Raw genomic sequence first — 21,952 nt, forward strand, 5'->3', positions numbered from 1 at the left:
GGAGCGGGCCCTGCCCGCGATTCGCGCGCAGGGCGCGCTCCTACAGGGGAATGGCATGGCTCGGCCAGCGTAGGAGCGGACTCCGTCCGCGATTGGTCCTGCAGGCTACGCCGGACCCTCCGGTGGCACGGCCAGCCCTCACGTCCTGAACCGCGACACCAGCCGGTTCAACTCCTCCGACAACCCATTCAACGTCTGCGCATCCCCCCGCGTGGCGTCCGCCAGCCCCGCTACTTCCTGGGCGTCGCGATGGATCTGGGCGATGTGCCGGTTGATCTCCTCCGCCACCTGGTGCTGCTCCTCCGCCGCCGTGGCGATCTGCGCGTTCATGTCGCGGATCACGTCCACCGACTCGCGGATGGCGCCGAAGCAGGCGCGGGCCTCGCGGATGGAGCCGACGGTGCGCTGCGAGGCCTCCAGGCTGGCCTGCATCTGCCGGCCGGTGTCGTGGGTGCGGCGGGCCAGGTTGCCCAGCAACGCGTCGATCTCGCCGGTGGATTCGGCGGTGCGCCGCGCCAGCGCGCGGACCTCGTCGGCCACCACGGCGAAGCCGCGGCCCTGGTCGCCGGCCCGCGCCGCCTCGATGGCGGCGTTGAGCGCCAGCAGGTTGGTCTGCTCGGCGATGGAGCGGATGGTGCCGAGGATCGACTGGATGTCGTTGCTGTCCTGCTCCAGCTGGCGCATGGCGCTGGCCGAGCCGGCGATCTCCTCGCTCAGGCGGCCGACGCTGTCCACCGCCTCGTCGATCTGCTGCTGGCCGTCGTGGGCCTGGCGCTGGCCGCTGTCGGCGGAGGCCGCCGCCTGGCTGCAGGAGCGCGCCACCTCGTTGGCGGTCATGACCATCTCGTTGAACGCCGTGGACACCATGTCCACCGCCTCGCGCTGGCGCGCCGCGGTATCGGCCAGGGCCTGGGAGGTGCCGCTGGAGCTGCCGGCGCTCTGGTGGATGCTCGCCGCGGCCTGGCCGATGTGCTGCACCAGGCGGCGGATGGCATCGAGGAACTGGTTGAACCAGCCGGCCAGCTGCGCCGTCTCGTCGCGGCCGCGCACCGGCAGGCGTCCGGTGAGGTCGCCGTCGCCCTGGGCGATGCCCTCCAGGCCGTCGGCCACGGCGCGCACCGGGCGCACCACCAGGCCGGCGAAGAAGGCGCCGACACCGGCGAAGCCCAGCGCCACCAGCGCGGCGATCAGGGCGATCGCCCAGGTCAGGCGGGTCGCCGCGGCCATCACCTCGCTCTCCTTGATCAGGCCGACGAAGCGCCAGCCCAGGGCCTGGGACGGCCAGACGTTGGCCAGGTAGCGCTCGCCGTCGATGGTCACTTCCACCAGGCCCTTGTCGGCGCTGGCCAGGCTGGCATAGCCGCGGCCCAGCTCGTCGAGCTTCCTGAAGTTGTGCTCCGGCTGCTGCGGGTCGACCAGCACGGTGCCGTCGCCTTCCATCAGCATCAGGTAGCCGCTCTCGCCCAGGCGGATGCCCTTGACGATATCGGTCAGGCGCTTGAGCGAGACGTCGATGTTGACCACCCCGCCCTGCTCGCCGAGGCGGTTGGCGAAGGTGCGCACGGTGCTGACCAGCACCACCTTGTCCGCCGCCCAGTAATAGGCGTGAGTGCGCAGGGTGCGCCCCGGCTGGGCCATGGCCGCCTGGTACCAGGGGCGGGTGCGCGGGTCGTAGCTGGCCAGCTGGTCGTCGCCCGGCCAGAAGGCGTAGCCGCCCTCGCGCGTGCCGAGGGACACGTAGGCGTAGTCCGGGTGGCTGTGGGCCAGGCCGGCGAAGAGGTCGAACACCCGGTGGTCGAGGTCGCCGGCCGGGTGCTGCGCGGCGTCGGCGCCGATGAATTGCTTGAGGCCGGCGTCGATGGCCTGCAGCTGCGGGTGGCTGGCCAGGTACTCGACGTTCTGGGCGATGCCGTCGAAGAACAGCTGCATGGCGTTCTCCACCTGGCGGATCTCCCGGTTGCTGCCGTCGATGAAGCCGGCCCGCGCCTCGCCGCGCAGGTTGAAGATCACCAGCGCGGCGACCAGGAGCACCGGCAGGCTGGCGATGGCGGCGAAGGCCAGAATCAGTTTCTGTTTGAGGTTCATCCTTACTCCTTGGTCGGCGCCGGGCAGAAACGCCTTGCAGATATTCCGTATTATGGTATACCAATAAACCACGGACACCCAGCACATTCATGGCCAGTCGCCATGCCAGTGCCCGACCCCCGAAGCAGCGGTGCGCGCAGGCGCATCCCATCCGCCGGCCGCGCCTGTGCCGGATACAAGAAAAGGTTCGAGGTAAGCGATATGAAATTTTCCCTGTTCGTGCACATGGAGCGCTACGACGAGCAAACCAGCCACCGCCAGCTGTTCGAGGAACTCACCGAACTGACGCTGATGGCCGAGGCCGGCGGCTTCAGCACCGTGTGGATCGGCGAGCACCACGCCATGGAATACACCATCTCGCCCAGCCCGATGCCGCTGCTGGCCTACCTGGCCGCCCGTACCGAAACCATCCGCCTGGGCGCCGGCACCATCATCGCGCCCTTCTGGCACCCCATCCGCGTGGCCGGCGAATGCGCCCTGCTCGACGTGATCAGCAACGGCCGCATGGAAGTGGGCCTGGCCCGCGGCGCCTACCAGTACGAGTTCGACCGCATGGCCAACGGCATGCCGGCCACCGACGGCGGCAAGTACCTGCGCGAGATGGTCCCGGTGGTGCGCGCGCTGTGGCAGGGCGACGTCGCCCACGAAGGCGAGATCTGGAAGTTCCCCACCGCCACCTCCTCGCCGCGGCCGCTGCAGAAGCCCACCCCGCCGATGTGGATCGCCGCCCGCGATCCGGACTCGCACAACTTCGCCGTGGCCAACGGCTGCAACGTGATGGTCACCCCGCTGATGAAGGGCGACGAGGAAGTGGTCGACCTGAAGAACAAGTTCGAGGCGGCCCTGGCCAACAACCCCGGCGTGCCGCGCCCGCAACTGATGGTGCTGCGCCACACCCACGTGCACAGCGCCGACGACCCGGACGGCTGGAAGGTCGGCGCCGAGGCCATCTCGCGCTTCTACCGCACCTTCGACGCCTGGTTCGGCAACAAGCAGACGCCGGTCAACGGCCTGCTGCCGCCCAGCCCCGAGGAGAAGTTCAAGGACCGCCCGGAGTTCGAGCTGGAGAACATCCGCAGGAACACCATGATCGGCACCCCCGAGGAAATCATCGCGCGCATCCGCCACTACCAGGAACTGGGCGTCGACGAATTCAGCTTCTGGGCCGACAACAGCCTGCCCTACGAGCAGAAGAAGAAGTCCCTGGAACTGTTCATCAAGTACGTGGTGCCGGCGTTCCGCTGAGTTCCACCGGCGCGGCCGGGCCCGGGCCCGGCCGCTCCCCGAGGTTTGCACTCACTGGTGGTCGAGCGCCGCTATGCACGAAAGCCTCAATGCCCCTCCCCGCGAGCTGCCGCCCAGCGCCGCAGCCGCCTACCTCCGCCGCCGCTGGACGCCCACCCACGTGCGTCTGAAGCGCCTGCGCGCCTGCGTCACCGCCAAGCAGAACGGCTTCTGGCAGATCGTCTCCTGAGCGCCTCCCCGCGCCCCCACGCGCCCGCCCGCTAGGCCGGCCGCGGCGCCGCGCGCCCTTCGGCAAGCCTGCCGGGCTTGCCGCCCCTTGCGTACAACAACAAGAGACGCTCATGAACGCATCCCGCGCCCATCTGCTCATCGACCTGCAGCAGGAGGATGGTTTCCCCCTGCACGGCTTCGACGAGGTCATCCGCAACAACATCGCCCTGGCCGACGCCGTGCGCGCCGCCGGCATCCCGCTGCTCTACTCGCGCCACGTCAACGCCGCCGACGGCAGCGACCTGCCGCCCGGCGAGCCCCGCGATGGCGAAGGCCGCCCGGCCAGCTACCGCGCCGGCAGCCGCCAGGTGGAAATCCTCCAGTGCCTGGCCCCGCGAGCCGGCGACCAGGTGTTCGACAAGCCGCGCTACAGCTGCTTCCACCGCTCCGGCCTGGACGCCCGGCTCAAGCACCTGGGGGTGACCCGCCTGGGCGTCTCCGGCGTGCTCACCGACGCCTGCGTGCTGGCCACGGTGCTCGACGCCTTCGCCCTGGGCTACCGCGTCGACCTGGTGGTGGACGCCTGCACCTCCACGACCGCGGCGGCGCACTACAGCGCCACGCTGATCATGGCCAACTGGGTCTACGCCATCGAACTCTTCGGCACCAGCGAGTACCTGCGCGCCCTGCGCGGCGAGCCCCACGCGTCCTGGCGCCCCACCGAGCCGGACCAGTTCGCCCACGTCCCCGAAACCCTGCCGCAGACCATCGCCCGCCTCGAAGCCGCGCTGCAGCCGCAGCGCCCGCAGGAGTGACCGCCATGCAAGTCGAGAAAAGAAGCATCGATTTCATCCCCGAGGCGGAACGCCATGGCCACCCGGGCTCGCTGTTCTTCATCTGGTTCGGCGCCAACATGAACATCACCACCATCGCCTCCGGGGTGCTGCCGGTGGTGCTCGGCCTGAACCTGCTGTGGAGCGCCGTGGCGCTGCTGCTGGGCTCGCTGATCGGAGCCCTGTTCATGGCCTCGCACTCGGCCCAGGGGCCGAAGCTGGGCATCCCGCAGATGATCCAGAGCCGCGCCCAGTTCGGCGTGCTGGGCGCGATACTGCCGCTGCTGTTCGTGATGCTCATCTACCTGGGTTTCTTCGTCAGCAACACCCTGCTCGCCGCCCAGGCCATCGCCGCGGTCAGCCCGCTGCCGGGCAGCGCCAACCTCTACCTGATCGGCGCGCTGTGCTTCGTGGTGGCGCTGTACGGCTACCGGCTGATCCATCGCCTGCAGAAGCTGCTGTCGCTGCTCTCGCTGCTGGTGTTCCTGGTCGCCACGCTGCTCGCCCTGGCCCTGCCGGTGCCCGCCGGGCAATGGTCGGCCACGGGCTTCGAACTGCCGAAGTTCCTCGCCGCGCTGAGCATCGCGGTGACCTGGCAGCTGTCCTACGCGCCCTACGTGGCCGACTACTCGCGCTACCTGCCGAGCGCCACCTCCAGCGCCAGGGTGTTCTGGTACAGCTACGCCGGCACCGTGGCCGGCGGCACCTGGATGATGATCCTCGGCGCCATCCTCAGCGTCGCCATCGGCGGCTTCGCCGACAACGTCGGCGGGCACCTGGCGGCGCTGTTCGGCCCGGCCGCGATCGCGCTTTTCGTGTTCATCGTCTACGGCCAGGTGGCGATCAACGTGTTCAACCTGTACGGCGCCTTCATGTCCTCGGTGACGGTGATCGAGCCCTTCGCCCGCCTGCGCGTCACGCCCAGGGTGCGCGGCCTGTTCCTGCTGGTCATCAGCCTGGTCGCCACCGCGCTGTGCAGCCTTGGCCAGGACGACTTCATCGGCTTCTTCCTCAACTTCATCTTCTTCATGAGCTACTTCCTCATCCCCTGGACGGCAATCAACCTGGTGGACTTCTACTGCCTGAGGAAAGGGGTGTACTGCGTGCAGGACATCTTCGACGCCGACGGCCGCTACGGCCGCGTCAACTGGCTGGCCTGCGGCAGCTTCGTACTGGCCATCGCGCTGGAAGTGCCCTTCATGAACACCACGCTCTACACCGGGCCGGTGGCCACGGCGCTGGAAGGCGTCGACCTGGCCTGGCTGGTCGGCCTGCTGGTGCCGGCGCTGGCCTACTATGGCCTGATGAAGGCACGCGGCACGGCCGAGCCCACGCTCGCCCCGCCGAGCTGATCTCCACCTGCGAACGCGAACGCCGGTCAGCCCTCTGACCGGCGTTTCACCTTCAGCGGCGGCTCACCAGGAACCGGCGCCCGCCACCTTCGCCCGCTCCGTGCGGGCCGCGCGGCGGCCCTGGGCGCACACCGCCAGGGCGGCCAGGGCGGCGGGCGCCACCAGGGCGCCGAACACCTGCGGCAGCGACCAGCCCAGGGCCATCATCTGGGCGCCGGCGAAGGCGCTGAGGATGGCGCCGAAGCGGCCGATGCCGCTCATCCAGCTGGCCCCGGTGGCGCGCGCCTCGGTGGGGTAGAAACAGGCGGCCAGGGCGTTCATGCCGACGCTGGAGCCGTTCAGGCAGAAGCCCACCAGCCAGGCGATGGCGCACAGCAGGTAGAAGTGCGCGGTGACGTGGCCGATGGCGAAGATCACCAGGCCGCCGAGCAGGAAGCTGAGCATGATCACCCGCTGCTTGTTCCAGCGGTCCATGGCCCAGCCCACGCTGAGCGCGCCCAGCGGCCCGCCGACCTGGAAGCAGGCGGTGATCAGCGCCGCGTCCGCCACGCTGTAGCCGCCGCCCTCCTTGACCAGGGTCGGCAGCCAGCTGCTGAACAGGTAGACCAGGAACAGCGAGAGGAAGTAGCCGCCCCAGAGCATCAGGGTGCCGAAGCGGTAGCGTGGCGAGAGCATGATGCCGATGGCGCCGCCCGGCTCGCGCGCCCTGGGCGGCACCAGGAATTCGCTGTCGGCGGCGATCGCGTCCGGCGCCAGGCGCCGGAGGATGCGGCGGATGCGCGCCGGCTCGGCGCGGCGCGCCACCAGGAAGCTCACCGACTCCGGCAGGCCGAACAGCAGCAGCGGCGCCACCAGCAGCGGCAGCACGCCGCCGAGCACCAGCACGCTGTGCCAGCCGAAGGCCGGGATCATCCAGGCGGAGAGGAAGCCGCCGCCCGCCGCGCCCAGGGAGAAGCCGCAGAAGGCCACGGTGATGAGGAAGGAGCGGCTGCGTTGCGGCGCGTACTCCGACACCAGGGTGCTGGCGTTGGGCATGGCCGCGCCCAGGCCCACGCCGGTGAGCAGGCGCAGGATGACCATCTGCTGCAGGTCGCCGGCGAAGGCCGTGGCCAGGGTCCACAGGCCGAAGAAGAACACGCTGCACACCAGCACCGCCTTGCGCCCGTAGCGGTCGGCCAGCGGCCCGGCCACCAGGGCGCCCAGCGCCAGGCCGACGAGCGCGGCGCTGAGCACCGGGCCCAGGTCCCTGGCGCTCAGCGCCCAGTCCATCTTCAGCTGCGGGGCGATGAAGCCCATCGCCGCCACGTCGAAACCGTCCAGGGCGATGATCAGGAAGCCGAGGAACACCACCCACTTCTGGTAGCCGCCCAGGGGCCGGGCGTCGATCAGTTCACGCACGTCTATGGCTTGCTTGCCGCTCATTTCTGGCACCTCTCGCATCGGGCGGCCGGCGGCCGCCGCTTTCTTGTTGTTGTGTCGCGATCGTTCCGGGCCCGCCTCAGGCCCGTGGCTGGCCCTCCAGCGTGCGGAAGCGCACCGGGCGGATGATCCGCGTCTCCTGGGCTATCACCAGGTGGGTGGTGGCGCGCAGGTATTCGGCGAAGTCCGGGTCGCTGTCGCGGGCCAGGCTGCGTTTCTCGAAGTCGTCGAGGCTGTCGTAGCCCCACAGGTGCACCACCTGGTTCAGCGGGCCGATGCTGCTGGTGTAGAAGGCCAGCGGCGGGCCCAGGTGGCGCAGCAGGATGGGCATGGCCAGGCGCTCGAAGAGGTCGAGGAACTCGGCCATGCCGCGCGGGCGGATGCTGTACACGCGGTGATCGACAACGGGCTTGTGGGCGAGCATCAGGCCACCTCCCGGCGCCGCGCGGCGCCCTGCTCCACCCCGGCCAGGTGGCGGCCGGTGAGATAGCCGAAGGTCATGATCGGGCCCAGGGTGATGCCGGCGCCGGGGTAGTTGCCGCCCATCACGCTGGCGCGGTCGTTGCCCACCGAGAACAGCCCGGGGATGGCCTCGCCGCGGGCGTCGAGCACTTCGCCACGGACGCTGGTGCGGATGCCGTCGAAGGTGCCGAGGTCGCCCATCAGCACCTTGAGCGCGTAGTAGGGCCCTTCGCCGATCGGCGCCACGCAGGGGTTGGGGCGCTGCCCGGGGTCGGCCAGGTAGCGGTTGAAGCTGGTGCCGCCACGGCCGAACTGGCGGTCCTCGCCGTGCGCCGCGCCCTGGTTGTATTCGTGCACCGTGCGCGCCAGGCCGGCGGCGTCGAGCCCGGCGGCCTGGGCCAGCTCGGCCAGGGTGCGGCCCTTCACCAGGTAGCCGTTGCGCAGCAGGGGCGCCAGCGGCATGGGCGCCGGCTTGGCGTAGCCGAGGCCGTACTTGGCGATGGTGCGGCTGTCGCAGACCAGCCACATGGCGGTTTCCTTCTGCCCCGCGCAGGCCCGGATCAGCGCCGCGCCGACGTCGTGGTAGGAGTTGGACTCGTTGGTGAAGCGCGTACCGTCGCGCAGCACGCCGATCACCCCGGGCTTGTAGCGATCCAACAGGTGTGGGAAGGCCGTGTAGCCACCGCCCATGGGCACCCTGGACACCGGCATCCAGGCCGCCGCCTCGGGGTAGCGTATGTCCACCTGGCCGCCGGCCTGCTCGGCCATGCGCAGGCCGTCTCCGGTGTTGCCGGCGGGCACCGGCGAGCAGTGCTCGCCGCCGCTGCGCAGGTGCGGGTAGGCCTGGCGGATGCGCTGCAGGTCGTGGGAGAAGCCGCCGCAGGCCAGCACCACGCCGCGCTTCGCCTCGATGCGCAGCTCGCCCCCGGGGCCGCTGGCCAGCGCGCCGCGCACCTTGCCGCCGTCGATCAGCAGCTGGCGGGCGGGGGTGGCCGTGTGGATCGGGATGCCCAGGTCCAGCGCCGACTTCGCCAGGCGCGCGGCCAGGGCATTGCCGCTGGTGACCTGGATGCCGCGGCGGTACAGCAGCAGCTCCTTCACATGGGTGGCCAGGCGCCTGGCTACGTAGACGAAAGATTTCAGCGAGCGCGTGGCGTTGAAGAAGTGCTTCAGGTCGGCGTTGGACGAGTTGAACATCATGCCGATGAAGGTGATGGTCTTCAGCGGCGGGCGCAGGCGCGCCATGTCCTGGCCCAGGCCGCGGATGTCGTAGGGCGCGGCGAGGATGGAGCGGCCGACGTCGACGCCACCGGGGGCGTCGGGGTGGTAGTCCGGGTAGAGCGTGGGCACGAAGCGCACCTGGGTCTCGCGCTCGAAGAAGTCGACCATCTCCGGGCCGGCGTCGAGGAAGGCGTCCACCGCCTCGGCGTCGTAGAAGTCGCCGGTCTCGTGCTGCAGGTAGGCGAGCGCGGCCTCGCGGCTGTCCTTCACCCCGGCCTCGCGGGCGTGGCGGTTGCCGGGTATCCACAGCACGCCGCCGGAAAACGCAGTGGTGCCGCCGAACACGCTGTCCTTCTCGATCACGACCACGTCCAGGCCGTGCTTGCGCGCGGTGATGGCGGTGGACAGGCCGCCGGCGCCGGCGCCGATGACCAGCACGTCGCAGCGCAGGGTGGTTTCTTGCTGGGGGCTCATGGGGCTCTCCTCGAATGCGGGCGAGCGCGCCCGGCCCGCGGGGCGGCGGGCAGGCGCGGTGGTGGTGGCGGGAAGGCTCAGGCGGCCTTGATCGGCGACTCGTAGCCGGGGCGCGGGATCAGCGCCATGGGCATGCTTTCCAGGCCGCCGTCGACGGTCAGTTCGGCGCCGTTGACGTAGTCCGCGCGGGGGCTGGCGAGGAACAGCACGGCGTTGGCGATGTCCAGCGGCTCGCCGATGCGGCGGTTGGCGGTCATCGCCTCGCGCGCGGCCTGCACCTGCGGGTCGGCGTAGAACGAGGCCGACAGCGGGGTGCGGATCAGCCCCGGGCAGATGGCGTTGCTGCGCACGCCGCGGGCGCCCCATTCGGCGGCCAACTGGCGCGAGAGCATGCTCACCCCGGCCTTGGCCGCGCTGTAGGCGCCGCTCCAGGTCTGCGGGTAGTGCGCGGCGATGGAGGCGACATGGACTATGCGACCGGCGCCGCGGGCCAGCATCAGCCGGCCGAAGGCCTGGGAGCACAGCAGGTAGCCGTTGAGGTTCACCGAAAGCACCTGGTTCCACTGCTCCAGGCCGATCTCCTCCAGGGCGCCTGGGCGCAGCACGCTGGCGTTGTTGACCAGCACGTCGCAGCGGCCGAAGCGCGCCTGCACCAGGGTGGCGGCGTTGTTCACGCTCTCCGGGTCGGAAATGTCGCAGGCGATGGCCGGCACTTCCTGCCCGGCCTGCTGCGCCAGCAGCCCGGCGAGGTCGCGACAGCGGGGCTGGTCGCGGTCCAGCAGGACCACCCGGGCGCCCTCGCGCACCAGGGCGCCGGCGATTTCGAAACCGATGCCGCCGGCGGCGCCGGTGACGACGCATACCGCGTCGTCCAGGCCGAGCCAGGAGCTGCGTGCTTGGGATTGAGTCATTGTTGTCTCCGGCACTGTAAGGCGAAGGCCGGGGAAGGTTCGGCAGCCCCGGTCCTGGCGGCCAGAGTAGGCCCGGCGACGGCGCCGGCAGAATGGACAAAAGCCGCAAGCGACCCGACATTTTCGACAATCCGCCGCCGCAATGACCGCCACGATTTGCCTGCGCCGGCCGCACTGGTTAGGGTTGTCCACAGGTCCGCCGAGCCCTGCCGGGCATACAACAACAATGAGCAGCATCCCCAACTACGACCTCTACGGCGAGGCGCCGCAACCGGTGTGGCACGAGTCGCTGCACGTGGAGTCCATCTCCCAGCGCTCCGGCGCGCACAACTGGGAAATCGCCCCGCACCGCCACGACGGCCAGCTGCAGATCCTCTACCTGCAGCAGGGCGCCGGCGAGGTGCTGCTGGAAAGCCAGTGGGTGGCGGCGCAAGCCCCCTGCGTGATCTACATCCCCGCGCAGATGGTCCACGGCTTCCACTGGGCCGGGCAGGTGGACGGCCACGTGGTCACCGCCCTGCAACCACCGCTGGAAAGCGCCGCCGCCGTGCTCTCCCCGGCCCTGCTGCCGCAGTTGCAGAAGCCCTGGGTGATCCCCCTGCCGCACTGGGAAACCGACGAGGACCCGCTGCTGCCGCTGTGCCTGGCGCTGCACCAGGAGTACCACGAGCGCGCCCGCGAGCACGTGGCCTGCAGCATGTCGCTGCTGCTGGCGCTGGTGATCCACATCTTCCGCTGCGCCGCCGAGGCCGACCACCCGGCCCCGCCCCAGGGCCGCCGCAGCCAGCAGGTGCGCGCCTTCCGCGAGCTGGTGGAAGCGCACTTCCGCCGCCACCGCCCGGTGCACGACTACGCCGACGAGCTGGGCGTGACCATGGCCACCCTCGGCCGCCTGTGCCAGGAGCAGCTGGGCATGACGCCCATGGCGGTGATCAACGCGCGCCTGGTGCTGGAGGCCAAGCGCGAACTGGCCCATTCGCGCCAGAGCGTCAAGGCCATCGCCCACGACCTGGGCTTCTCCGACGTCGGCTACTTCAGCCGCTTCTTCCGCAAGCACACGCAGTTGTCGCCCAGCGAGTTCCGTAGCCAGGGCGCCGGCTGACGCGGCCTGCGGGCCTTATATTCACTTAAAGAATAATAAAATCTGAATTTATTCTTTTTTACCTCAACCTCGATTCCTCTATAACTGCGCAGGAATCGACGGCCAGCACACTGTTGCGCTGCCAACAGTTGCCCAGCAGCAACTACCCGCCAGCCAACAGTTCGCCCAGCAACACTTGATAAATATCCATACGAATCAACGCGTTGAGTCCTGGCACAGGTCTTGCGAAAAGGATCTGGACCCGCCCTGCCGGCAGGGCAACAGCACAGGAAACCGAGAATGACTGCCCCCTTGAAAGTGGTCGCCGTGTCCGGCGGCGCCTATCGCCCCTCCCGCACCCTGGTCCTGACCGAGGCCATCCTCGCCGAGATCGGCCGCCACCTGGACGCCGAGGTCCAGGTCATCGAACTGGCCGACATCGCCCGCCCGGTGGGTGGCGCCCTGAGCCGCGCCGAGCTGCCGGCGGAAGTGGAAGCGCAGCTGCGCGCCATCGAGGCGGCCGACCTGCTGCTGGTGGCCTCGCCGGTGTACCGCGGCTCCTACCCGGGGCAGCTCAAGCACCTGTTCGACCTGATCGGTCAGGACGCCCTGATCGGCACCCCGGTGCTGCTCGCCGCCACCGGCGGCAGCCAGCGCCATGCCCTGGTCATCGACCACCAGCTGCGCCCGCTGTTCAGCTTCTTCCAGTCCCTGACCCTGCCCCTGGGCGTGTACGCCAGCGAGGCCGACTTCCAGGACTACCGCGTCACCTGCGAACTGCTGCAGGCGCGCATCCGCCTGGCGGTGGAACGCGCCCTGCCGCTGTTCGGCGACCACCGCGCACTGCGCCGCATCGCCTGAGGAGCGCCACGATGAATGTCTTCTGGTTCCTCCCCACCCACGGCGACGGCCACTACCTGGGCACCAGCCAGGGCGCGCGCCCGGTCAGCCTCAACTACCTCAAGCAGATCGCCCAGGCCGCCGACGGCCTCGGCTACCACGGCGTGCTCATCCCCACCGGGCGTTCCTGCGAGGACTCCTGGGTGATCGCCTCGGCCCTGGCGCCGCTCACCGAGCGCCTGCGCTACCTGGTGGCGATCCGCCCGGGGATCATCTCGCCGACCGTTTCCGCGCGCATGGCCGCGACCCTCGACCGCCTCTCCGGCGGCCGCCTGCTGATCAACGTGGTGACCGGCGGCGACCCCGACGAGAACCGCGGCGACGGCATCCACCTCAGCCACGCCGAGCGCTACGAGGTCACCGACGAATTCCTGCGCATCTGGCGCCGGGTGCTGCAGGGCGAGTCGGTGGACTTCGCCGGCAAGCACATCCAGGTGGAGAACGCCAAGGCGCTCTACCCGCCGATCCAGAAGCCCTACCCGCCGCTGTACTTCGGCGGCTCCTCGGAAGCCGCCCACGAGCTGGCCGCAGAGCAGCTGGACGTATACCTGACCTGGGGCGAGCCGCCGGCCGCGGTGGCGGCGAAGATCGCCGACGTGCGCCAGCGCGCCGCCCGCCACGGGCGCGAAGTGAAGTTCGGCATCCGCCTGCACGTGATCGTCCGGCCCACCGAGGAAGAAGCCTGGAAGGCCGCCGACCAGCTCATCGAGCACATCTCCGACGACACCATCGCCGCCGCGCAGCAGTCGTTCTCGCGCTTCGACTCCGAAGGCCAGCGGCGCATGGCCGCACTGCACGGCGGGCGCCGCGACAGGCTGGTGGTGGCGCCGAACCTGTGGGCCGGCGTCGGCCTGGTGCGCGGCGGCGCCGGCACCGCGCTGGTGGGCAACCCGCAGCAGGTCGCCGAGCGCATCAAGGAATACGCGGACCTGGGCATCGACAGCTTCATCTTCTCCGGCTACCCGCACCTGGAAGAAGCCTACCGCTTCGCCGAGCTGGTCTTCCCGCTGCTGCCCGAGCCCTACGCCAGCCTGGCCGGCCACGGCCTGACCAACCTCACCGGGCCGTTCGGCGAAATGATCGCCAACGACGTCCTGCCCACTGCCCGGAAGCAGTCGGCATGAGCCGGCACGAGGAGCTGCCCGTGAATTCGTCCGCACAAGCCTCCGTCCTCAGCCCGCTGCAGCTGGCCCGCCAGCTGGCGGCGGACTTCGCCGAAAGCGCCGTGGAGCGCGACAAGCTCGGCGGCACCCCGAAGGCCGAGCGCGACGCCCTGCGCCGCAGCGGCCTGCTCGGGCTGGTCATCCCGCAACAGTACGGCGGCCTGGGCGCCAGCTGGAGCGAGGCCCTGGAAGTGACCCGCGAGTTCGCCCGCGTCGACAGTTCCGTGGCCCACGTGTTCGGCTTCCAGCACCTGATGCTGGCCACCGTGCGCCTGTTCGCCCGCCCCGAGCAGTGGCAGCCGTGGTTCGAGCAGACCGCGCGCAAGAACTGGTTCTGGGGCAACGCCCTCAACCCCCTGGACACCCGCACGGTGGTGAAGAAGCTCGACGGCTGGCGCGAGTTCTCCGGCAAGAAGAGCTTCTGCTCCGGCGCCAGCGACTCGGAAATGCTGATCGCCTCGGCGGTGGACGAAGGCAACGGCGGCAAGCTGCTGATCGCCGCCATCCCCAGCGGCCGCACCGGCATCACCCTGCACGGCGACTGGGACAACATGGGCCAGCGCCAGACCGATAGCGGCAGCGCCACCTTCGAACGGGTGCGCGTGGAAGAGTCCGAGCTGCTGCTCGACCCGGGCCCGCTGAGCACGCCCTTCGCCTGCCTGCGCCCGCTGATCGCCCAGCTGCTGTTCGCCAACCTGTTCCTCGGCGTGGCCGAGGGCGCCTTCGAGGAGGCGCGGCAGTACAGCCTCAAGGAAAGCCGCCCGTGGTTCCGCTCCAGCGCCCGCAGCGTCGGCGAGGACCCGTACGTGCTGCGCCACTACGGCGAGTTCTGGGTCGGCCTGGAAGGCGTGCGCCTGCTGGTGGAGCGCGCCGCCGCGCAGCTGGACGAGGCCTGGCGCAAGGAACACGCCCTGGGCGCCGAGGAGCGCGCGCAGCTGGCGGTGGCCATCGCCACCGCCAAGGTCGCCGCCAGCCGCACCGGCCTGGACATCTGCAACCGCCTGTTCGAGGTCACCGGCGCCCGCGCCACCCACGCCTCGCTGCGCCTGGACCGCTTCTGGCGCAACCTGCGCACCCAGTCCCTGCACGACCCGCTGGACTACAAGCTCCACGAGCTGGGGGACTGGGCGCTCAACGGCACGCGGCCGACACCCACCTTCTACTCCTGAGGCAGAGACATGCAACTGCTGACGCTACCCCCCTCCCCCGCACTGGCCACCTCGATCCGGGCGACCGCACAGGTCTTCGAAGACCCGAAATCGCAGGCGCTGCTCGCCCATCTGCAACAGGTCGCCCCCAGCGAGGCCAGCGTCCTGATCATCGGCGAGACCGGCACGGGGAAGGAGCTGGTGGCGCGGCACATCCACAACCTCAGCGGGCGGCGCAACGGGCCCTTCGTCGCGGTGAACTGCGGGGCCTTCTCCGAATCGCTGGTGGAGGCGGAGCTGTTCGGCCATGAAAAGGGCGCCTTCACCGGCGCCCTGAGCGCCAAGGCCGGCTGGTTCGAGGAAGCCAACGGCGGCACCCTGTTCCTCGACGAGATCGGCGACCTGCCCATGGCCATCCAGGTCAAGCTGCTGCGCGTGCTGCAGGAGCGCGAGGTGGTGCGCCTGGGCTCGCGCAAGAGCATCCCGATCAACGTGCGGGTGCTGGCGGCCACCAACGTGCAGCTGGAGCGGGCGATCAACGCCGGGCACTTCCGCGAGGACCTGTACTACCGCCTCAACGTCGTCACCCTGCAACTGCACCCGCTGCGCGAACGCCCCGGCGACATCCTGCCGCTGACCCGCCATTTCATCCGCAGCTACAGCGAGCGCCTGGGCTACGGCCAGGTGCAGCTCAGCGCCGAGGCCGAGCGCAAGCTGGTCGGCTACGGCTGGCCGGGCAACATCCGCGAGCTGGAGAACGTCATCCACCACAGCCTGCTCACCTGCCGCGACGGCCTGGTGCGCGAGGACGACCTGCGCCTGTCCAACCTGCGCCTGGAACGCCAGGACGAGGCCCCGGCGGGGCACAGCGGCAGCCCGGCGGCCACTGGCGGCGAATCCGCCGAGGAACTGCTGCAGCGCGCCTTCCGCCGCCTGTTCGAGGAATCCGCCGGGGCGCTCTACGAGCGCGTCGAGGAAAGCCTGCTGCGCGCCGCCTACCGCTTCTGCCACCACAACCAGGTGCACACCGCCAACCTGCTCGGCCTGTCGCGCAACGTCACCCGCACGCGGCTGATCGCCATCGGCGAACTGGTGGTGAACAAGCGCCGCGGCCCGGAGCAGGAACTGGACAACCGCGTGGTGCGGCTGTCCATCTGAGCCCCTTCAGGCGCCGCCCACCAGGCTGACGCGGTCGGCCAGCGTCCGCGCGCGCGCCACTATCCTTTCGCGCTCCGCCGGCGGCGCCGCCACGCGCAGCCGCAGGCTGCCCAGGGAGCGGCCCTGGATGCGTTCCAGGCTGGCCTGCACCAGGTGCACCGCGAAGCCCAGTTCGCGGCCGATGGCGGCCGGCTCCGGCTCGCGGGCGCTGGCGCCGCTGTAGTGCAGGTCCAGCAGCAGGCCCTCACCCGCCGCCTCGCCGTCGGCATCGTGGTGCAGGGTGCCGAGCAGGCTGCGCGTCACCTCGTGGCGCGGGTCGCCGAAGACTTCCCAGACCTCGCCCTGCTCCACCACCTGGCCGCGCTCCAGCACCACCACGCGGTCGCAGAGGTCGCGGATCACTTCCATCTCGTGGGTGATGAGGACGATGGTCAGGCCCAGGCGGCGGTTGATATCGCGCAGCAGCGCGAGGATGGACTGGGTGCTTTCCGGGTCCAGCGCCGAGGTGGCCTCGTCGCACAGCAGCAGGTCCGGCTGCAGCACCAGCGCGCGGGCGATGCCGACGCGCTGCTTCTGCCCGCCGGACAGCTGCGCCGGGTAGGCGTCGCGCTTGTCCGCCAGGCCCACCAGCTGCAGCAGTTCGTCAACGCGCCGGGCGCGCTCGGCGCGCGGCACGCCGGCCAGCACCAGCGGCAGGGCGACGTTGTCGCCGACCGTGCGCGAGGCCATCAGGTTGAAGTGCTGGAAGATCATCCCGGTGCGCCGGCGCAGGTGCGCCAGGCGCCCGTCGTCGAAGGCGCCGATGTCCTCGCCGTCGACCAGCACCTGGCCGGCGCTGGGCCGTTCCAGGCGGTTGAGCGAGCGCAGCAGCGAGGACTTGCCGGCGCCGCTGCGGCCGATGATGCCGAAGACCTCGCCGCGGCGGATCTCCAGGTCGATGCCGTGCAGCGCCTGCACTTCCCGGCCGCCGGCCAGGTAGTGCTTGGCCAGGCCCTGCAGGCGGATGTGGGTGGCAGCCGCCAGCGGCTGCGAATGCTTGAAGCTGACCATAGGTGCGTTCCTGCCGGGCGCGGCGCCCGTCCTGGGCGCCGCGCCGGGTCACATCAGAAGCCGGGGGCGATCTCGCCCTTGTAGCGGGTCAGGATGAAGTTGCGCACTTCCGGCGAGTTGAGCGCCTTGGCCAGCTTCTGGATGCCCGGGTCCTGGATGTTGTCCGGGCGCGCCACCAGGAACTCGATGTAGAGGTCCTTGCCCTTCTCGACGATCAGCGCGCTCTTGATGTCGATGCCGGCTTCCAGCGCGTAGTTGGCGAAGACGAAGGCCAGGTCGACCTGTTTCACCGAGCGCGCCAGCATGGCGCCTTCCAGCTCGCGGATCTTCAGGTGGTGCGGGTTGTCGACGATGTCGCGCTGGGTGGACTGCGGGTTCGCCGGGTCCTTCAGCTTGATCAGCCCGGCCTCGGCCAGCAGCACCAGGGCGCGGCCGGTGTTCACCGGGTCGTTGGGGATGGCCACGCTGGCGCCATCGGGCAGCTCGGCCAGGCTCTTGTACTTGGCCGAATAGGCGCCGAAGGGCTCGATGTGCACGCCGACCACCGGCACCAGGTTGGTGTGGCGGGTCTTGTTGAAGTCATCGAGGAACGGGCGGTACTGGTAGTAGTTGGCGTCGAGATTCTTCTTCGCCAGCTGCAGGTTGGGCTGGATGAAGTCGTTGAAGACCTTCACCTCCAGGTCCACGCCTTCCTTGGCCAGGGCCGGCTTGACGAACTCGAGGATTTCCGCGTGCGGCACCGGGGTGGCGCCCACCACCAGGTGTTCGTTGGCGTGGGCGTTGATGGCGATGACGGCAGCCAGGGCGGCCAGGACTTTCTTCATTGTGCTTGCTCCGATCAGTGGTTTCTTGGGATGGCCGTCGTGGGTGTGGACGTGGGCCTGCGGCGACGTTTCCCGGCCGCCGCGAGCGGGTGTTGGGTTCAGCGCCGGGTGTAGTGGCGCACCAGGCGGTCGCCGCTCATCTGCAGGGCCTGCACCAGCAGGATCAGCAGCAGCACGGTGACCACCATGACGTCGGTCTGGAAACGCTGGTAGCCGAAGCGGATGGCCAGGTCGCCCAGGCCGCCGCCGCCGACCACCCCGGCCATGGCCGTGTAGTCGACCAGCACGATGGCGGTCACGGTGATGGCCGCGATCAGCCCGGTGCGCGCTTCCGGCAGCAGGGTGTGGAAGACGATCTGGCGGGTGCTCGCACCCATGGCCTGCACCGCTTCCACCAGGCCGCGGTCCACTTCGCGCAGCGAGCTTTCCACCAGCCGCGCGAAGAACGGCGTGCAGCCCACCACCAGCGGCGGGATGGCGCCGCGCACGCCCAGCGAGGTGCCGGTGAGCAGCTCGGTGGCGGGGATCAGCACGATCAGCAGGATGATGAAGGGCATCGAGCGCAGCACGTTGGCCACCACCGAGAGGGTGCGGTACAGGCGCGGCGAATCGAGCAGTTGGCGCTGGCCGGTGAGGTACAGCAGCACGCCCAGCGGCAGCCCCAGCAGCACGGTGCAGCCCAGGGCCGCGCCGAGCATGCTGAGGGTGTCCAGGCAGGCCTGGGCGATCTCGCTCCAGTCGACGTTGGCCAGCCATTCGTTCATCGCCGGGCCTCCTCGCGCAGGGCGGCGACCGGGTGCGGCGCGGCCAGGCGGTCGCCGGCGCCGAACAGCTTGTGGCGCAGGGTGCCTTCGGCGTAGTCGCGCTTGAACAGCCCGCGCGCCTGCAGCTCCGGCACCAGCAGGTCGACCACCGCCTCGAAGGTTTCCGGCATCACCACGCCGGCCAGGTTGAAGCCGTCGACGTCGGTTTCTTCCACCCATTCCTGCAACTGGTCGGCCACGGTCTGCGGCGAGCCGACCAGCACCGGCCCGTCGCCGCCGATGGCGCAGTAGTCGGCGATCTCGGCGGTGGTCCAGGTGCGCGTCGGGTCGGCGCGGGTGAAGGCTTCCACCGCCGACTGGATGGCGTCGCTGGGCACCTCGCGCAGCACCTGGCCGGGGCGTATTCGGCGAAGTCGATGCCGGTCCAGCCGGACATCAGCGTCAGCGCGCCGGTGGCGCTGGCGTACTCGCGGTACTCGGCCAGGCGCGCCAGGGCCTCGGCGTCGGTCGGCGCGACTATCACCGTGAGCTGTTCGAGCACCAGCACGTCGGCCGGGTCGCGCCCGGCGGCGCGCACCGCCTCGCGCAGGTCGGCCACCTGCTTCTTCAGCACCGCCTTGCTCGGCGCGGCGACGAACACGCACTCGGCGTTGGCCGCGGCGAAGGCCCGGCCACGGCTGGAGGCGCCGGCCTGGTAGAGCACCGGGGTCCGCTGCGGCGAGGGCTCGCAGAGGTGGAAGCCGGGCACCTGGAAGTACTCGCCTGCATGGTGGATGCCATGGACCTTGCCCGGTTCGGCGTAGACACCGCTGTCGCGGTCGGCGACCACGGCGTCGTCCTCCCAGCTGGTTTCCCACAGTTTGTAGCAGACCTGCAGGTACTCCTCGGCCAGGGCGTAGCGCTGGTCATGGGACAGCTGGCGCTGCTGGCCGAGGTTGCGCGCGCCGCTGGCCAGGTACGAGGTGACGATGTTCCAGCCGGCGCGGCCGCCGGTCAGGTGGTCGAGGGTGGACATGCGCCGGGCGAAGGGGAACGGGTGCTCGAAGGACACCGAGGCGGTCACGCCGAAGCCCAGGTGGCGGGTGGCCGCGGCCATCGCCGGGACCAGCTGCAGCGGGTCGTTCACCGGCACCTGGGCGCCGGTGCTGAGCGCGGCGTCGGCGTTGCCGCCATAGACGTCGTACACGCCCAGCACGTCGGCGATGAACAGGCCGTCGAGCTTGCCGCGCTCCAGGGTCCTGGCCAGTTCGATCCAGTAGTGGATGTCGGTGTAGCGCCGCGCCTGGTCGCGCGGGTGCCGCCAGAGGCCGGGCGACAGGTGGCCGACGGTGTTCATGGCGAAGGCGTTGAGGCGTATCTGCTTGCTCATGGCGCCACCTCAGTTCCAGTCGTGGCGCGGCGGGCGCTTGCCGTTGAGCAGCCAGTTGCCGACCAGGTGATACTTCCAGCGCACCGGGTCGTGCAGGGTGTGCACGCGGGCGTTGCGCCAGTGGCGGTCGAGGTTGTGCTTGCGCAGGGTGGAGCGGGTGCCGCCCAGCTCGAACAGCTTGTTCGACGCCTCGATGGCGATCTCGGTGGTCAGCACCTTGGCCCGCGCCACGGCCAGGGAGGCGGCGGCCACCTTGTCCTCGTCGGGCTCGGCCTTGCCGGCGTCGAGCACCCGCCCGGCGCGCTCCAGCAGGGCTTCGGCGGCCTCCAGGCGGATGTCCAGGCCGCCGACCTGGATGATGGTCAGCGGGTCCTCGCTGGCCTTGTCCACACCCGCGTCGATCCACGGGCGCGCCTGCTCGCGGACGAAGGCGATGGTGTCGCGCAGCGCCGCGCGGGCGATGCCGGCGTCGATGGCGGCGGTGGTGATCTGGGCGAAGGGCCCGGCCAGGGTCGGGCTTTCGTAGGAGCGGTAGCTGGGGAACAGGTTGAAGGCCGGCACGCGCAGGCCTTCGAGCAGCACGCTGCCGCTGGAGGTGGTGCGCTGGCCGATGCTGTCCCAGTCGTCGATCACCGCCAGCCCGGCGCTTTCGCGGGGCACGAAGGCCAGTTGCGCGCGGTCCTGCTCGTCCAGCGCCAGCACGCCCAGCCAGTGCGCGTAGAGCGAGCCGGTGCAGTAGCCCTTGCGGCCGTCGATGCGGTAGCCGTCGCCTTCGGCGACCAGGCGGGTGCGGATGTCCTGGACGTTCTTGCCGCCGGTTTCCGACAGCGCGTTGGCGAAGCGGTGGCCTTCCAGCACCAGGCCGAAGAAGTAGCGCTTCTGCTCCTCGGTGCCCTGCAGGCGGATGTCTTCCAGCAGGCAGTAGTGGTTCTGCGGAATCTGCCCCAGCGACGGGTCGGCCGCCGAGACGATGGCGATCACCTGGGCCAGGGTGGCGTGGGAGACCTCCGCGCCGCCGTACTCGCGCGGCACGGTGATGCCCCACAGGCCGCTGTTGGAGAAGGCGTCGACGACCTCCGCCGGCACCCGGCGGTCGAGGTCGCGCCCGGAGGCGCCGGCCAGCAGCAGCTCTGCGACCTCGTGGGCGACGCGGATGGCCTCGGCGTCGTCGCGGATCACGCGCGCGGCGGGGCGGTTGAGGGGTAGGCAGCAGAAACGGACATGGTCTTCCTCGTGGCGAACAGTGGCCCGTGTGGGCCGGGACCTCCCGGCAGCGGGCCCTGCTCTGTCCGAGCACAATCCATGCCTGATTTTTTTACCTTAAATATCAATTAGTTAAGATTTATCGGCGACAAACGAGTGGCCGGCCGGACACTGCCTGTTGAAGCACTGTCCGGCAGCCAACAGTTGTTCCCCGGGCAACAGCCCCGCCGACGCATGGGACGGACAGCCGGGCGACGGAAATGTGCCGCCGCGCCCTGCAAGCGCCAAAGCACCGACTAGACTTGAAACTCCCGGCCCGCGCATTTCCAAGGAGGCCACCGTGCGTACCTGTTTCGTACTGCTCCTCGCGGCCGGCCTGGTCGGCTGCGCGGCGGATGTGAAGCGCGCCGACGCGCTCTCCCCCATCAGCACCTATGCCGACACCCGCAACCGCCTGCTGGTGAACTTCCAGGGCGACCCCGGCGTGACCGCCACGCCGGGCTGGACGCGGCTGACCGGCGCCTGGCGGCGCATGCTGCAGGACGACGCGGCGTCGTCCGACTACCAGCTGGGCGAGCAGACCGGCGCGGTGGCGACCACCAGCGTGCCGGCGACGCTGCTGGTGGTGGAAGTCGACCGCCTGCGCCAGGAGGCCGACGGCGACGGCCTGGGCAAGGGCAGCCTGCGCGTCAACGTGCGCTTCACCGACGGCCCCAGCGGCCGGCTGATGGGCTCGCGCCGCTACGAGAGCGACATCGCCGAACCCACCTCGCTGGAAGGCCAGCTCAAGGACATTTCCAAGGCCATCATCGAGGAAGTCGAAGGCGCCCAGCGCATCGCCAAGCGCGACCCGCTACCGGAGTCCCCGACGCCGGCCAGCGCGCCGGCCGAGCAACCGGCCCGGCCCGCGCCGGCACCGGCGCCCGGCCAGTCGGTGGCCAGCCGCGAGGCGGCGGCCAAGCCGGTGGTGGCGGTGGAGAACCAGGAACGCCAGCTGCAGAAGCTGCAGCGCAGCAACCTGCCGTTCGACCAGTACCAGAACGAATACCGGCGCATCACCGCGCAGTGAGCGCCGGCGCG

Annotated in this window: 19 protein-coding genes and 1 pseudogene; 10 read left to right on the plus strand and 10 right to left on the minus strand. The window is 70.2% G+C overall.

The features are described from left to right. Positions 1–138: 138 nt before the first annotated feature. A complete protein-coding gene (locus PKO50_RS29280; RefSeq protein WP_275627973.1) occupies positions 139–2,085 on the minus strand; it encodes a methyl-accepting chemotaxis protein in 1,947 nt (648 codons plus the stop codon). Positions 2,086–2,286: 201 nt separating this feature from the next. On the opposite strand from PKO50_RS29280, the gene PKO50_RS29285 reads away from it, so the two are divergent. The 4 genes from PKO50_RS29285 to PKO50_RS29300 all read left to right on the plus strand — a co-directional run bounded on the left by PKO50_RS29285 (position 2,287) and on the right by PKO50_RS29300 (position 5,725). Beyond that, on the plus strand, positions 2,287–3,330 hold the full coding sequence (locus PKO50_RS29285) for an LLM class flavin-dependent oxidoreductase (RefSeq protein ID WP_275627974.1): 1,044 nt from the start codon (positions 2,287–2,289) through the stop codon (positions 3,328–3,330). 73 nt (positions 3,331–3,403) lie between these two features. After that, a complete protein-coding gene (locus PKO50_RS29290; protein ID WP_275627975.1) occupies positions 3,404–3,559 on the plus strand; it encodes a hypothetical protein in 156 nt (51 codons plus the stop codon). A gap of 112 nt (positions 3,560–3,671) precedes the next feature. Then, positions 3,672–4,355 (plus strand): isochorismatase family cysteine hydrolase, encoded by a 684-nt coding sequence (locus PKO50_RS29295; protein WP_275627976.1) that lies wholly within the window; start codon positions 3,672–3,674, stop codon positions 4,353–4,355. A gap of 5 nt (positions 4,356–4,360) precedes the next feature. Further along, a complete protein-coding gene (locus tag PKO50_RS29300) occupies positions 4,361–5,725 on the plus strand; it encodes a cytosine permease (RefSeq protein WP_275627977.1) in 1,365 nt (454 codons plus the stop codon). Between the two features lie 63 nt (positions 5,726–5,788). Here PKO50_RS29300 and PKO50_RS29305 read toward each other — a convergent pair whose 3' ends face one another. The 4 genes from PKO50_RS29305 to PKO50_RS29320 all read right to left on the minus strand — a co-directional run bounded on the left by PKO50_RS29305 (position 5,789) and on the right by PKO50_RS29320 (position 10,212). Beyond that, complete coding sequence (locus tag PKO50_RS29305) at positions 5,789–7,147, minus strand: aromatic acid/H+ symport family MFS transporter (RefSeq protein WP_275627978.1); 1,359 nt, start codon at positions 7,145–7,147, stop codon at positions 5,789–5,791. A 76-nt stretch (positions 7,148–7,223) separates the two neighbouring features. Beyond that, positions 7,224–7,568: an NIPSNAP family protein gene (locus PKO50_RS29310; protein WP_089393898.1), complete on the minus strand. Its 345-nt coding sequence runs from the start codon at positions 7,566–7,568 to the stop codon at positions 7,224–7,226. Continuing rightward, entirely contained in the window at positions 7,568–9,301 is a 1,734-nt protein-coding gene (locus tag PKO50_RS29315) for an FAD-dependent oxidoreductase (protein WP_275627979.1), read from the minus strand. Before PKO50_RS29315 ends, PKO50_RS29310 begins: the two co-directional genes overlap by 1 nt. A 77-nt stretch (positions 9,302–9,378) precedes the next feature. Next, positions 9,379–10,212 (minus strand): SDR family oxidoreductase, encoded by an 834-nt coding sequence (locus tag PKO50_RS29320; RefSeq protein WP_275627980.1) that lies wholly within the window; start codon positions 10,210–10,212, stop codon positions 9,379–9,381. Between the two features lie 226 nt (positions 10,213–10,438). Here PKO50_RS29320 and PKO50_RS29325 point away from each other — a divergent pair, with 226 nt between their 5' ends. The 5 genes from PKO50_RS29325 to PKO50_RS29345 all read left to right on the plus strand — a co-directional run bounded on the left by PKO50_RS29325 (position 10,439) and on the right by PKO50_RS29345 (position 15,662). Next, entirely contained in the window at positions 10,439–11,314 is an 876-nt protein-coding gene (locus PKO50_RS29325; protein WP_275627981.1) for a helix-turn-helix domain-containing protein, read from the plus strand. A gap of 279 nt (positions 11,315–11,593) precedes the next feature. After that, the gene (gene msuE, locus PKO50_RS29330) at positions 11,594–12,154 is read left to right on the plus strand and encodes an FMN reductase (RefSeq protein ID WP_275627982.1); all 561 of its coding nucleotides are present in this window, start codon (positions 11,594–11,596) and stop codon (positions 12,152–12,154) included. A gap of 11 nt (positions 12,155–12,165) precedes the next feature. Then, a complete protein-coding gene (gene ssuD / locus PKO50_RS29335; RefSeq protein ID WP_109935110.1) occupies positions 12,166–13,317 on the plus strand; it encodes an FMNH2-dependent alkanesulfonate monooxygenase in 1,152 nt (383 codons plus the stop codon). Continuing rightward, the gene (locus PKO50_RS29340) at positions 13,314–14,525 is read left to right on the plus strand and encodes an acyl-CoA dehydrogenase family protein (RefSeq protein ID WP_109935111.1); all 1,212 of its coding nucleotides are present in this window, start codon (positions 13,314–13,316) and stop codon (positions 14,523–14,525) included. The genes ssuD and PKO50_RS29340 overlap by 4 nt, the downstream gene beginning before the upstream one ends. 9 nt (positions 14,526–14,534) lie before the next feature. Beyond that, complete coding sequence (locus PKO50_RS29345; protein ID WP_109935112.1) at positions 14,535–15,662, plus strand: sigma-54 dependent transcriptional regulator; 1,128 nt, start codon at positions 14,535–14,537, stop codon at positions 15,660–15,662. 6 nt (positions 15,663–15,668) lie between these two features. Here the strand turns inward: PKO50_RS29345 and PKO50_RS29350 are convergent, their stop codons facing one another. The 5 genes and pseudogenes from PKO50_RS29350 to PKO50_RS29370 form a co-directional block, all read right to left on the minus strand. Beyond that, positions 15,669–16,712: a methionine ABC transporter ATP-binding protein gene (locus PKO50_RS29350; RefSeq protein WP_275627983.1), complete on the minus strand. Its 1,044-nt coding sequence runs from the start codon at positions 16,710–16,712 to the stop codon at positions 15,669–15,671. 53 nt (positions 16,713–16,765) lie between these two features. Further along, a complete protein-coding gene (locus tag PKO50_RS29355) occupies positions 16,766–17,536 on the minus strand; it encodes a MetQ/NlpA family ABC transporter substrate-binding protein (RefSeq protein ID WP_109935114.1) in 771 nt (256 codons plus the stop codon). 98 nt (positions 17,537–17,634) lie between these two features. Beyond that, positions 17,635–18,300 carry a methionine ABC transporter permease gene (locus PKO50_RS29360; RefSeq protein WP_109935115.1) on the minus strand — a complete coding sequence of 222 codons (666 nt, stop codon included), beginning with the start codon at positions 18,298–18,300 and terminating at the stop codon, positions 17,635–17,637. After that, positions 18,297–19,669 (minus strand): annotated as a pseudogene (locus PKO50_RS29365) (LLM class flavin-dependent oxidoreductase). Before PKO50_RS29365 ends, PKO50_RS29360 begins: the two are co-directional and overlap by 4 nt. A 9-nt stretch (positions 19,670–19,678) precedes the next feature. Then, on the minus strand, positions 19,679–20,848 hold the full coding sequence (locus PKO50_RS29370; protein ID WP_275627984.1) for an SfnB family sulfur acquisition oxidoreductase: 1,170 nt from the start codon (positions 20,846–20,848) through the stop codon (positions 19,679–19,681). Positions 20,849–21,212: 364 nt separating this feature from the next. Here PKO50_RS29370 and PKO50_RS29375 point away from each other — a divergent pair, with 364 nt between their 5' ends. Then, the gene (locus PKO50_RS29375; RefSeq protein ID WP_275627985.1) at positions 21,213–21,941 is read left to right on the plus strand and encodes a hypothetical protein; all 729 of its coding nucleotides are present in this window, start codon (positions 21,213–21,215) and stop codon (positions 21,939–21,941) included. Positions 21,942–21,952 lie beyond the last annotated feature (11 nt).

It is taken from the genome of Pseudomonas sp. 273 (assembly GCF_029201425.1).
Classification (GTDB): Bacteria; Pseudomonadota; Gammaproteobacteria; order Pseudomonadales; family Pseudomonadaceae; genus Pseudomonas; species Pseudomonas delhiensis.